This is a genomic window from uncultured Faecalicoccus sp., assembly GCF_944327125.1.
Taxonomy (GTDB): domain Bacteria; phylum Bacillota_I; class Bacilli_A; order Erysipelotrichales; family Erysipelotrichaceae; genus Faecalicoccus.
Genome location: NZ_CALVGO010000036.1, coordinates 1 through 12,546 on the forward strand (window position 1 = coordinate 1; position 12,546 = coordinate 12,546).

Consider the following 12,546-nt stretch of genomic DNA (forward strand, 5'->3'; position numbering starts at 1 on the left):
CCTTTTCCGGTACTGGCCCCTTCAATCAGACCTGGAAGATCCGCCATGATAAAACTGCGCCCATCCTGGGTGGAAACCACACCCACATTGGGAGAAATCGTTGTAAACGGATAATCTCCAATCTCAGGACGTGCTCTGGATACCGCATCCAGCAAAGTGGATTTTCCGACGCTTGGAAAACCAACCAAGCCAACATCGGCGAGCACTCTAAGCTCAACGATGCAGTCAAATTCTTCCCCCAAAGTCCCTAATTCGGCATATTTAGGAGCCGTGTTTCGGCTGGATTTAAAATGGTAATTTCCGCGGCCGCCCTTTCCCCCTTTGGCAATGACCTGTCTTTGATGAGGTTCGGTCAAATCCGCAATGAGCTGACCTGTATCCTCTCTTTTGACAAGCGTCCCCAGGGGAACTTTAACGATCGTATCCTGTCCATTGGCTCCATGCATCTTTTTGTTTTTTCCTTTTTCTCCCGGAGTAGCTTTGATCTTACGATGGTATCGAAGATCCAATAACGTTGTCATACCCGGATCGGCTTCAAAGACCACACTGCCGCCATTTCCGCCATCGCCGCCAAAAGGGCCTCCATATGCGACATATTTTTCATGACGAAAGCTGACGATTCCATCGCCGCCTTTTCCTGCCTGTACATGGATTTTTACTTTATCGACAAACATATCGCTTCCTCCTTAAAAAAAGATCCCTTAAGGGATCTTATCAACTAAGCCTGTGGATAAACAGAAACTTTTTTCTTGTCCTTTCCAAGACGTTCATAACGTACTACACCGCTGACCATTGCGAACAATGTATCATCAGCACCACGTCCAACGTTTGTTCCCGGGTGGATCTTTGTACCGCGCTGACGGTAGATAATGCTTCCGGCATGACAAGACTGTCCATCGGCTAATTTAGCCCCTAAACGTTTTGAATGGGAATCACGGCCGTTCTTTGTGGAACCAACTCCCTTTTTAGAAGCGAACAACTGATTATCTAATGTGTACTTCAACATGGTTTACACCTCTCTTCTTATCATCTTAATATATTTCTTATTTGTTTTTATAATGGTTTCTAATTGAATCACTAAAGTTTTTAAAATGATTTGCAATGTATCGCTGTTCGATTTAACTTCTATCGATACATAACCACTTTCCATTTGAATCAAACAACTGTCTTTACACATAGTTTCAATCGCATTTAGTATTCCTACAGATACTGCGCTGACCTCAGCACATACAAGATCCATCATTTCGGTAGTTGAATCTGCATGTCCTGTTATCTCTACAGATAAAACTTGTTTGTTCTTTTGATTCAAGTAGACCTTGATCATACTAAGCCTCGATTGCAGTGATCTTTACACTTGTATAAGGCTGACGATGACCTTGTTTACGACGTGTAGAAGATTTTTTAGGTTTGTATTTCACGATCGTGATTTTCTTACCTTTTCCCTGTTTTTCAACAGTTCCAGTAACTTTAGCACCTTCTACATAAGGTTTTCCTAATTTACCATCGGCGTATAAAACTTTATCAAATACAACGGTATCCCCTTCGTTAGCTTCCAATTTTTCAACGAAGATTACAGCGTCTTTTTCTACTTTGATCTGTTTTCCGCCTGTTTCAATAATTGCGTACATACGGCACCTCCTATTCTATGTTCCTGATACTCGCCATAAAGGTGGATTTCTCTCTTTTTAACCTGTTCTGTGCGGTTGCAAGATCAGAACAGAATCTGCAACGTATGTATTATACGCAACACCCTTTCCTTTCGTCAAGCATAAAATCAAATATCTGGATCAATCCAGGTTAAATCTTTACAAACCGCAGATTGAGGGCGGTTTTTATTGGTTTTGGCATATACGATTCTATCCTTTTGCAGCTGATCTTTGACTTTCTCATATAAAGAAGGCATGATCACCAGATCAAGTTTTCCGCTTTCATCTTCGATGCTCACAAAAGCCATAGGATCTCCCTGTTTGGTTTTATGGCTGCGGAAATTCAAGATCCTTCCAATCACTTCCAGATATCCTTCCCTGGATTCACACTGTGATAAAGGGATACATCTTGGATATTGATTCTGGCGTAATCTTTGAACCGGATGCTCACTTAAATAGAAGCCATAGACCCGGAATTCTTTTTTCGCTCTTTCCAGCGGATTTTCCTTGAGCTTCATAAGATTCGGCTTAGAAACCACAGAGAAGTCAAAACTGATTTGTCCCTGTATCTCTGTTTTTACCAAATCTGCATAAACTAAAACTTTCCCCAGATTCTCATGCATGGAAGCTCGATTCAAGCCCCATCCATCCAAAGCGCCGGCATCGATCAAAATACGCATGCTCGATTCTCCCAGTTTGGCAGCGTTCATCCGTACAACAAAATCAATAAAATCAACAAATGTTCCTTTTTCTCTTTCCTTTAAGATCAAAGGATAGATTGTATGCCCTATCCCTTTTATGATCTGCAAAGGCATTCGCAATGCTTTGTCTTCAATATGATATCTTTCCTTTGACATATTGACATGCGGAGGCAGGATCATGAGTTTTCTATGACGGCATTCCTGCATATACTGACTGGTCTTGATTTCAGAACCAATCACGCTGTCAAATAAACTTTGATAAAAATACAAAGGATAGTTTGCCTTCAAATACGCCATTTGATAAGCGATCAAAGCATACGCATAACTGTGTGATTTATTGAAACCGTAGCTGGCAAACTGAGCCATCGTATCAAAGAGGGATGACGCCTGTTTATACGTACAGTGATTCTTTAAAGCCCCCTGAATGAAAGTCTCCTTATAAGAGTCCATTTCCTTTTGTTTCTTTTTGGACATGGCTTTTCTTAGCGAGTCCGCCTGCGACAAGCTCAATCCGCCTACCGCCGTAGCAATCTGCATGACCTGCTCCTGATAGATCATGATGCCATAGGTTTCTTCTAAGATCGGCTTTGTCAAAGGGTGCGGATACACCACTTTGGAAGGGTCTTCTTTTCTTTCAATATACAGATCGATGTTCTGCATGGCGCTGGGGCGATACAGGGCAAGAACCGCACAAATATCTTCAAAGCGTGAAGGTTTCATTTTTCTCAACAGCGACTGGATGCCATGGCTTTCCAGCTGAAAGACACCTAAAGTATCGGCCCGTGACAAAAGCTGGTATGTTCTTTGGTCATTCAATGGAATTTTCAAGATATCGATTTTCTGGTGATTGGATGTCTCAATTCGCTTTACGATCTGATCGATCGTGGTCAAATTGCGCAATCCTAAAAAATCCATCTTGATCAAGCCCAGTTCCTCAAGATACTCCATCGTAAACTGCGTGGCATAATTATGTTCATCGACCTGAACAATCGGACAAACCTTTTGAACAGGCTGGTCACTTAATACGATACCGGCTGCGTGTAAAGAAATATGTCTAGGCAGTCCCTCTAAGGAAAGACAAACTTCAAAAAGTTCTTTTAAGACCTTGTCATTTTTAACTAGAGTGCGGAATCGATCACTTTCCTGATACGTTTTCTGGAGGGTCGTCCCAGGAACATTTTTTATTAACTTGGTCAGCGAATCGATCTTTACCGAAGAAATCGAATATACTCTTCCGACATCTCTTAAAACCTGCTTAGCCTTTAAGGTATTAAACGTCACAATATGACAGACATGTTCCTGGCCATAAAGATTTTTGACATATTCAATCACTTCATCTCTACGGTCATCGGGAAAATCGGTATCGATATCCGGCATCGAGATACGCTCCGGATTCAAAAATCGTTCAAAAAGAAGATTATTTTTGATGGGATCGATATGGGTGATCCCTAAACAATAGGCAACCAGAGAACCCGCGGCGCTTCCACGCCCAGGGCCGACATAGATTCCTTGAGAACGGGCATAACGAATAAAATCGTACACAATCAGAAAGTAATTCGTAAACCCCATTCCTGTGATAACAGACAGTTCATATTCCAGACGTTTTTTATAGACATCGCTGACATGATTTTGGCATCGTTTGATCAGTCCGGCCTTACACAGTTTGATCAAAAAACTCTTTGAATCGATTCCCAGTTTGTTTTTAAAAACCGGAAGATGACTTTTTTCCATAACCATCTGAACATTGCACATTTCGGCAATCTTTTCAGTGACCTGTAAATCTTCTGGATCATACAATTGTTCCATTTCCTGAGCCGAACGAATATACCGGTCGTTAAGCACGTTCAAATTCTGATCATGGATACGCGCCTGTTTCTGGATCGCTTTTAAAATGCGTAACTGCAAGACGTCTTCTTTTTTCTCATATAAATTATAAGATAATGCACACGTGGTAACTCCCTGCTCATGGGCAATCTGTTTGAGCCACTGGTTTTTTTGTTTCCAGAATCCGGCATCGTTACACAAGATCCCGGCATAGAAAGTATCAATGTGATCCTGACAAAGACTAAAAAATGCTTTCAGCTCCTTCTCCTCTTTATGGAGCATCCATTCATTAAAAACATCATGATCCTGTATTCCGCAGGTGATGACCACACAGTGATGAACATAATTAAACATCTCAGTGAGCTCGATTTGGGCGTTGTACTGCATCTTTTTTGAGGAAAGTGAATAAAGAGCCTGCAGACCCTGATCATTTTTTGCCAGTAAGACAAAATGAGTGGTCCCCTGAGGACATTGCACTTCCAGCTCCAGGCCAAGAATAGGATGGACATTCTTTGCGCGGCAATACTTGTAAAACTTCATCGTCGCATACATGGAATTCAGATCGGTCAGTGCGACATGACGAAAACCAAGCTCAATATTACGATCCACAAGATTTTCAATGCGCAAGCTAGACTCCAATAAGCTGTAGCACGAGCGTGCATGAAGATGTACCATAACCTACCCTCCATCCTTTTCTGACATTATATCACAGAAATAAAAAAGCCTAAGTTCGTTTGAACTTAGACAGATACACTTATTGATAAAGAACGGCTTCTTTCTTTTAAGAGAAGAACGATTTCTTCCACCTGTTCCAAGGTAAGATTTTTGATACCGCAGGCACAGGCGTGACCGCCTCCGTGATATTTTTGAGCCACATCACGGATATCGATCGTACGCGATCTTAGTGAAGCGCTGTAATGGATGCCGTCATCCATTCTTGTGAACAAAGCCCAGATGGTGATATCTTCAATACCGCTTAAGGCATATACTTTTTCTTTTGCCCGGGCAAATGTCTGTACAAGAGGGACATAGTCGTCCTGTTCAAGGATCGCGTAGAGGAAATCATCTTTACGGATCGCCTTGGAACGAACCTTGGTCTCGTATTGATAATCACTCCATGAACTGGAAAAATTGATTTGATCACAAGAAATGACATCCACACCAAACTGCATCAGATACTGCGCCGCCAAAAAAGTATTGGCTGTAACACTTTTTGTCGTAAAGCGAATGTTATCGGCAATCAGTCCGCTATATAAAAGATTGGCACAATCAAATGGCAACGTCATCTGATGGTCTTTGAGCCAAAGCGCAAGCATCTCGCAGGTAGCGCTGGCCTTGTCATCGATCCATTCCAGATCACAGAATGTTTCCGTATGTACATGATGATCGATGCGGATCGTATACGCACAATCTTTGAACCGTTGGTCATCGACACGGGCACTGGTGGAGGCATCCAGGAGGATCCCCAGAGATTCAGAAACAATAGAATCATCGATTGGTAAAGAAGAAACCCCCATCTTTCTTTGCAGATCCGAATCCATACCGGCGCAACAAATCGTTTTGGAAGGATACTTGTCTTTTAGCCAGCTGGCAAATCCAAACTGTGAACCTAAGGCATCCATATCCGGATAAACATGCCGAAACAAAAGAATCGAATCGTATTTTTCAATCTGTTCCAGGATCTTATTTTTCATCGCAAAGATTTCTGTAGGCATCTCTTGCCATCACCAGTTCTTCATTGGTAGGAAGCAGCCAGACTTCCATTTTTGAATCCGGCGCGCTCAATTTCTTTTCAACCCCGCGAACACCTTTGTTTAACTCTTCTGGAACCTTGACTCCAAAAATCGCTAAACGATCACAGATCTTCTGGCGCATAACCGAATCGTTTTCACCGATACCGCCGGCAAATACGATCGCATCGGCTCCCCCCATCAATCCATAATAACCAGAGATCGTTTCGACAATGGAATTGACGTAGATCTTTTGTGTCAGGATGGCTCTTTCGTTGCCTTCGTTGGCTGCTTTTTCAACATCACGGCCATCGGAAGAGATCCCCGATACCCCTAACATACCGGATTTTTTATTTAAGATCTCATCGACTTCATCCGCGCTGTAGCCATATTTTTTCTCCAAAAACATAACGATGGCCGGGTCGATATCCCCGCAGCGTGTTCCCATCATGACGCCAGACAATGGAGTAAATCCCATACTTGTCTTATAGGATTTTCCATTCTTAACAGCAGTGATGCTGGCTCCATTTCCCAAATGACAAGTAATGATATTGACCTGATCCAGAGGTTTGTTCCAAATTTCTGCCAAACGATGAGTTAAGTACAAATGGCTGGTTCCATGCATTCCATAGCGGCGGATCTCGTCTTTCTGATAGAACTCGTATGGAATAGGATAAATATAATTTTCCTCCGGCATCGTCTGATGGAAAGCCGTATCAAAGACAAACGTATGTTTACATTCCGGAAGTGCTTTTTTAAAAGAACGATAACCTAACAGGCCAGCTGGATTGTGCAGCGGAGCCAGTACTTTCAATTCATCGATCTTGTCTTCGGCTTCCTTGCTTTCAGGAACGGAATGCGAATAATATTCCCCGCCATGAACCATACGGTGACCGATTGCCTTGATTTCGTTCAAATCTTCGACAATGTGATACTTTACTAAAACTTCCATCAATTTAGAAACCGCAGCTCCATGATCTGGAATGTCCAGTACTTCTTCGATCTTCTGATCCTGGAATTTCATCCCGACAATCGAATCATTCAATCCGATTCGTTCGATATTTCCCTGTGCCAGAACCTTTTCTTCCGGCATCTGGAACACCTGAAATTTTAAGGAACTGCTTCCTGCATTTACACTCATTACGATTGGCATATGTTTTCCTCCTATAAAATACGCAATATTTCTTCTCTTATTGTATCATCATCTAACGAATCTAACAGATGAATTATTATTTTTCTTTTCTCTACATACTGCACGACATCTTCATATTTCTTCAGCTGCTGCAGCGATTTTTTTAAGCTGTCCTGCACTGCAGCTCGAGATATATTCAGCTCTTCACTGATTTCGGTATACGAAAGATCCTCTTCAAAGTACAGCGAGCAGATCTCTTTTTGACGGTCTGTTAAAAGATCGCCGTAGATATCGAACAAGACATTAGTTTCCAGCCTATTCATCGTGTTCCAGCCCTTTAGTGATTCCCATCAAATAGCTGTTGATTTCAAAAGGCTGAAGATCCTCAGGCTTTTCCCCCAAACCCAAGAAACGAACCGGGATATCCAGTAGATCATGAATGGCTAGAACGACTCCACCTTTGGCCGTACCATCCATTTTTGTCAAAATGATACCCGTGACATGGGTCGCCTCCAAAAATTCTTTGGCCTGGGAAATGCCGTTTTGACCCGTAGTAGCATCCAGTACCAGCCATACTTCATGAGGTGCCTGTGAAATCTCACGGTCGCACACACGCACCATTTTGCTTAATTCTTTCATCAAATTGGTCTTCGTTTGCAGACGACCGGCAGTATCCGCCAGCAGAATGTCAATTTCATGTTCTTTGGCATAGCGGCAAGCATCCACCAAAACTGAACTTGGATCCTGATTCGGGGTTCCTTTTATACAAGGTACCTGGAGACGATCGGCCCATGTGGCAATTTGGTCCACGGCCCCCGCACGGAAGGTATCGGCAGCGGCAACCGCAACACGTTTTCCCCGTTCCTGATAATACTTGATCAGTTTGGCACTGGTTGTGGTTTTCCCAGAACCGTTGACACCCACCATAAAGATCACCGTAGGCCCTTCCGGGTTGTAATGGATCTCCGGTTCTTCTTTAGACATGTAGAAATCATGAAGAATCCCGATAAAATAATCTTCCATGGAGTCGTATTCTTTAAGATGAGAAGCGTTGGATTCAAATTCGTCCACGATCTTTTGGGCCGTATGGATCCCAACATCACTTTCCAGAAGAATGATCATGATCTGCTCAAGCAGATCGTCATCGATTCCCTTAAAGCTGTTGGACAACGCTCTTAAACGATCGCCAAAACTCTTGCGGGAACGCCCCAATCCCGAAAGATATTTATCCTTATCTTTATTTTTGACAAATGCATCTTTTATCGACTGAAAAAAAGCCATCTTACTTGTCCTCCTTTTCTACGATATGAACTGCATCTTTCAATTGTACTTTCAGCAGTTTTGATACACCGTCCTTTTGCATCGTGATTCCATAAAGCATATCACACTGCTCCATCGTTCCCGGACGGTGCGTCACGACAATAAATTGAGAACGATCACTGAAATGCGACAAATATTTCGCAAAACGTTCCACATTCGCCTGGTCCAGAGCCGCTTCCACTTCGTCAAAGATACACAGCGGCATCGTTCTTGCCTGCAAGATCGCAAACAGAACACTGATGGCGATCAAAGCTTTTTCTCCTCCAGAAAAAGACTGAAGATTTTTGACCATCTTGCCTGGCGGCTGAACATCGATCTCTATCCCTGTATTGAGCACATCCTCTGGATCGACCATGGACAATCTGGCTTTTCCTCCGCCAAACATCGCTTTAAAGATTCCGTCCAGTTCCGAATTGATCTTATGGAACATTTCGGTAAACTGGGTTTTCATCGTTTCATCCATTTCATCAATAGCCTGTGTGATCTGTAAAGAAGCTTCTTCCAGATCTTTCTTTTGACCGTTCATGAAATCAAATCGCTCCTTGACTTCTTTAAACTGCTCCGGTGCATCAAGGTTGACATTGCCTAAACGCGAGATAGCCTGGCGTAACTCTCCGACACGGTCTTTGGCCTTTGAAACATCGATATCCTGTTTCTGCGTGGCGGCAAATTCAAATGTCATCTGATAATCCGTATTCAAACGACTCAGGGCATTTTCCAAATACGCCTGTTTCCTTGCCTGATTCAATTCCGCTTCGTGGATCTGCGCCTTTAAAGAATTGATCTCACGGCGCGTCATACGCACCTGGTTTTCCATTTGTTCCACATCGCTTCCCTTGTCATAACGGCGTTTTCGCAAAGAAGCTATATTTCCTGTGATTTCATCGATATGAGCATGCATCTTCGACATCAAAACAACGACATCGTCCTCCTGCATCTCACCAGAATCTTCTTCAGGAACGATTTCATTGTATTCCGCTTTCAAGGATTCATATTTTTCTTTTTTTGTTTCAAAGATATTTTCCAGCTTGGCCAGTTCAATTTGAAGCTGCATACACGTATCGGTTTCCGCATCCATACGATTTTCCAAAAGCCGGGTCTCATCCTTTAAATGCGAGACCTTGATCGTCTGCCCTTCAATTTGTTCCTCCAAAGCCTTGATCTCATGACGTACGGTCATAGGGGTCGTCTGGTGCCGATTGGCTCCGCCGGTCATGCTTCCTCCGGTATGGACAATATCTCCATCCAAGGTCACGATCTTTACCCGATAGCCTAATCGTTTGGCACATTCATTGGCATTGAATAAATTATCAATGATCAACACATTCCCTAACAGGCGGTCTCTTAGATCATCAAATTGCGAATCGCACGTCACACTTTCACTGGCCCATCCCAAGTACCCCCTGGACTGACTGGCGATCACCTGCTGATCCTTGGTTGGATACCGGCCACTCATGATATTCAGCGGTAAAAAAGTTGCCCTTCCACTGCGGTTTTTCTTAAGGTAGCCAATCGCATCACGGGCGCTGGCTTCATCTTTGGTCACGATGTGATACAGACTGGCCTGCAAAGCGGCGCTGATCGCATTGGCTCGATCTTCCTTGGCTGTCAGGATCTCGCTGACAACACCCAGAATGCCGGAAAGCGAACCTTTCGCTTCCATGATGGCGCGAACCCCTTGTTGATGGGAATAAGGCTGGCGGGCAATGTTATCTAAAACCTGTTTTCGGTTTTTTAATTCCTGCAGAACATGTTGTTCCTGAAGAGCCTGCGAAGAAGCCTGCTGTGATTTTGTCTTTAAAGATCCCAGATTGTTTGTATGCATTTCCAAGTCGGCCCGAAGGATCGACAACCGTTTCTTACGGTCTTCAAATTCAAACTTTGCCTCCTGAAGAATCGAAGAAAGTTCTTTTTTACGCTGTGAAAGATCCGCACTTTGGAGACGATATTTTCGTTTTTCATCCAGCTCCACCTTACGCTTTTCCAGACGATAGCTTTCTTCCATCGCTTTTGTATATTCTCCCTGAAGATCATTGATTTGACGATCCAGGGCATGCATTTCCTGACGAAGATCCTGAATATCCAGATCTTGTTGATTGATTCCGGCTTCCTTGGAAACACAAACGGTTTTATTTTCAAAAAGTTCCTGAGATATTTTGGTGATATCCTCATTCAATGATTGGATCTCGTCCACCAGAACACTGATTTCAATGGAAGACAGCTCTTCTTTTAAAACCTTATACTTTTCCGCTTTTCCAGCCTGCTTTTCCAAAGGCCCCAGCTGATTTTCCAATTCATCCAAAATATCCTGAAGACGCTCAAGATTTTCCTTTGTCTTTTCCAGCTTCATCAATGAGACTTTTTTTCGTTTTTTATATTTTGCCACTCCGGCCGCTTCCTCAAACAAAAGACGGCGGTCCTCCGGTTTGGCATCGGCAAACGCACTGATGTTTCCCTGTGTGATGATACTTAAGGAGTCTCTTCCCAATCCTGTATCCATGACCAGATCGTTGATGTCTTTAAGACGGCATGGTGTTTTATTGATAAAATAACTGGCTTCATTGGTCGAACGCTGTAACTGTCTTGTGATCTCGATTTCTTCAAACGGAGAATCAAAAACCTTATTCGTATTATCGAAAACCAATGTCACTTTAGCCATATTGACCGGTTTGCGATACTCACTTCCGCTGAAAATGATATCCGACATGCTTGAGCCGGAACGTAGACTTTTGGTACTTTGTTCGCCCAGAACCCAGCGTATGGCATCGTTGACATTACTCTTACCGCATCCGTTAGGACCTACGATCCCCGTGATATTATGATCAAACTGTAAGATCGTTTTGTCCGCAAAGCTTTTAAATCCTTGAATTTCAATACGTTTTAAAAACATAACTCACCTTCATCTAACTTAAATATTGTAACAAAAACAAATATAAAAATCGACCGGCTTTCTATTGATTTTTTAAAATAAGATTCCTAAAATAAAGGTTATGAAAATGAAAGATAGTATGAAAAATGTATTTCCCCTGACCTTTGGGGAAGAAGTAGGAAATTCCATCAGCCATGGAGTCATGGCCTTGATTCTATTGTTTGTTCTGCCCTATTATGCGATTCGAGCCTATCTGCAGTTGGGAACAATGCACGCCATAGGCATATCGGTATACATCATATGTCTGATCTTTATGTTCATGGGTTCCTGTCTATACCACAGCATGCCGCATGACACGACCCATAAACTGGTCTTTCGAAAACTGGATCACATTATGATCTTGTTGGCGATTGCCGGCACGTATACACCGGTATGCCTGACGTTGATCCATAACTGGGTCGGTTATACGGTTCTAGCCATTGAATGGATCATGGCATTGGCGGGAATCTTACTAAAATCCATTTCCAATGTCAACCATAAAGTTCTTTCCATGATCATCTATATGACCATGGGATGGATGGCCGTGTTCATTCTGCCCGTCCTGATTCAGAAATGTTCCATCACGTTCTTTCTTCTGATTCTTGCCGGCGGCCTTCTTTATACCATCGGAACTTATTTTTATGGCCATCCACAAAAAAAATTCAATCATTTTATCTGGCACATCTTTATCATCCTGGCTTCCCTATGCCACTTGATTGCCATTCTGTATTTTATGATTTAAGACACCGCCGGTGTCTTTTTTTGATATCTAAAAAAATAATGTATCCTCAATAGATAGGATCGAACCTATAAAATCATAGCGGAGTGTTTCCACCCCGCATTGAATTAAAATTTTTCCTATGAACCCAACTAAAATTTAAAAGACAAAGATTTGTCGTTTTCATTCGTAAATTGCATTGACTTTAAAAAGTGTGTGAGTTCATGCAAAATTAGGATTATTTTTTTAAAAATGAGAAATATATAGTAACTATAATGCAGAAAACTATAACGACGCAAAGTAAAATTGAGCTATGAGGAACATACCCCATGACTAAATTAAACTTATATATTGAATTATAAATTACATCGATCAGCAAGATGCTATATACTACTAAAAAGATTATTTGAATTTTTTGAGGCATCTGCACTAAGTGTGGGTAGAAATCATCTAAGCTCATAAGATAGTTTGATTTCATAGTATAACCGAGAGGGGCCTGCGGACAAATTCTTGGACTATTATAATAAATCCAAGCTTTGTCGGTATTCATAAGGGCTCATATAATTC

The 12,546-nt window shown here is 42.3% G+C and carries 11 protein-coding genes and 1 other annotated feature; of the genes, 1 reads left to right on the top strand and 10 read right to left on the bottom strand.

Translation table 11 applies throughout. From position 1 onward, the window contains the following. From cgtA to Q0K03_RS05400, 10 genes are all read right to left on the bottom strand, one after another. Window positions 1-674: Obg family GTPase CgtA (gene cgtA, locus Q0K03_RS05355; protein ID WP_297238513.1), on the bottom strand; the 674-nt coding region annotated here is incomplete at its 3' end. A 44-nt stretch (window positions 675-718) separates the two neighbouring features. Next, window positions 719-1,003 (bottom strand): 50S ribosomal protein L27, encoded by a 285-nt coding sequence (gene rpmA / locus Q0K03_RS05360; RefSeq protein ID WP_297238531.1) that lies wholly within the window; start codon window positions 1,001-1,003, stop codon window positions 719-721. 6 nt (window positions 1,004-1,009) lie between these two features. Beyond that, on the bottom strand, window positions 1,010-1,324 hold the full coding sequence (locus Q0K03_RS05365; RefSeq protein ID WP_297238515.1) for a ribosomal-processing cysteine protease Prp: 315 nt from the start codon (window positions 1,322-1,324) through the stop codon (window positions 1,010-1,012). 1 nt (window position 1,325) lies between these two features. Continuing rightward, complete coding sequence (rplU, locus tag Q0K03_RS05370; protein ID WP_296240865.1) at window positions 1,326-1,628, bottom strand: 50S ribosomal protein L21; 303 nt, start codon at window positions 1,626-1,628, stop codon at window positions 1,326-1,328. 16 nt (window positions 1,629-1,644) lie between these two features. Further along, window positions 1,645-1,715 (bottom strand) — a sequence feature (ribosomal protein L21 leader region). Window positions 1,716-1,774: 59 nt separating this feature from the next. Then, window positions 1,775-4,846, bottom strand: a complete 3,072-nt coding sequence (gene dnaE / locus Q0K03_RS05375; protein ID WP_297238517.1) for a DNA polymerase III subunit alpha — start codon at window positions 4,844-4,846, stop codon at window positions 1,775-1,777. Window positions 4,847-4,911: 65 nt separating this feature from the next. Continuing rightward, complete coding sequence (locus Q0K03_RS05380; protein WP_297238519.1) at window positions 4,912-5,886, bottom strand: bifunctional oligoribonuclease/PAP phosphatase NrnA; 975 nt, start codon at window positions 5,884-5,886, stop codon at window positions 4,912-4,914. Next, window positions 5,855-7,054 carry an acetate kinase gene (locus Q0K03_RS05385; protein WP_297238521.1) on the bottom strand — a complete coding sequence of 400 codons (1,200 nt, stop codon included), beginning with the start codon at window positions 7,052-7,054 and terminating at the stop codon, window positions 5,855-5,857. The genes Q0K03_RS05380 and Q0K03_RS05385 overlap by 32 nt, the downstream gene beginning before the upstream one ends. 11 nt (window positions 7,055-7,065) lie before the next feature. Further along, complete coding sequence (locus Q0K03_RS05390) at window positions 7,066-7,356, bottom strand: sigma factor-like helix-turn-helix DNA-binding protein (protein ID WP_297238523.1); 291 nt, start codon at window positions 7,354-7,356, stop codon at window positions 7,066-7,068. Next, complete coding sequence (gene ftsY, locus Q0K03_RS05395; RefSeq protein ID WP_297238525.1) at window positions 7,349-8,314, bottom strand: signal recognition particle-docking protein FtsY; 966 nt, start codon at window positions 8,312-8,314, stop codon at window positions 7,349-7,351. The genes Q0K03_RS05390 and ftsY overlap by 8 nt, the downstream gene beginning before the upstream one ends. Window position 8,315: 1 nt before the next feature. Beyond that, the gene (locus Q0K03_RS05400) at window positions 8,316-11,243 is read right to left on the bottom strand and encodes a chromosome segregation protein SMC (RefSeq protein ID WP_297238527.1); all 2,928 of its coding nucleotides are present in this window, start codon (window positions 11,241-11,243) and stop codon (window positions 8,316-8,318) included. A 100-nt stretch (window positions 11,244-11,343) separates the two neighbouring features. Here Q0K03_RS05400 and Q0K03_RS05405 point away from each other — a divergent pair, with 100 nt between their 5' ends. Then, a complete protein-coding gene (locus Q0K03_RS05405; protein WP_297238529.1) occupies window positions 11,344-12,003 on the top strand; it encodes a hemolysin III family protein in 660 nt (219 codons plus the stop codon). The last annotated feature ends 543 nt before the right edge of the window (window positions 12,004-12,546 follow it).

Excerpts from the sequence above, each read along its gene's own strand:
- Q0K03_RS05365 (WP_297238515.1), bottom strand. The coding sequence starts at position 1,324 with ATGATCAAGGTCTACTTGAATCAAAAGAACAAACAAGTTTTATCTGTA.
- rplU (WP_296240865.1), bottom strand. The coding sequence starts at position 1,628 with ATGTACGCAATTATTGAAACAGGCGGAAAACAGATCAAAGTAGAAAAA.
- dnaE (WP_297238517.1), bottom strand. The coding sequence starts at position 4,846 with ATGGTACATCTTCATGCACGCTCGTGCTACAGCTTATTGGAGTCTAGC.
- Q0K03_RS05380 (WP_297238519.1), bottom strand. The coding sequence starts at position 5,886 with ATGCCTACAGAAATCTTTGCGATGAAAAATAAGATCCTGGAACAGATT.
- Q0K03_RS05385 (WP_297238521.1), bottom strand. The coding sequence starts at position 7,054 with ATGCCAATCGTAATGAGTGTAAATGCAGGAAGCAGTTCCTTAAAATTT.
- Q0K03_RS05390 (WP_297238523.1), bottom strand. The coding sequence starts at position 7,356 with ATGAATAGGCTGGAAACTAATGTCTTGTTCGATATCTACGGCGATCTT.
- ftsY (WP_297238525.1), bottom strand. The coding sequence starts at position 8,314 with ATGGCTTTTTTTCAGTCGATAAAAGATGCATTTGTCAAAAATAAAGAT.
- Q0K03_RS05400 (WP_297238527.1), bottom strand. The coding sequence starts at position 11,243 with ATGTTTTTAAAACGTATTGAAATTCAAGGATTTAAAAGCTTTGCGGAC.
- Q0K03_RS05405 (WP_297238529.1), top strand. The coding sequence starts at position 11,344 with ATGAAAATGAAAGATAGTATGAAAAATGTATTTCCCCTGACCTTTGGG.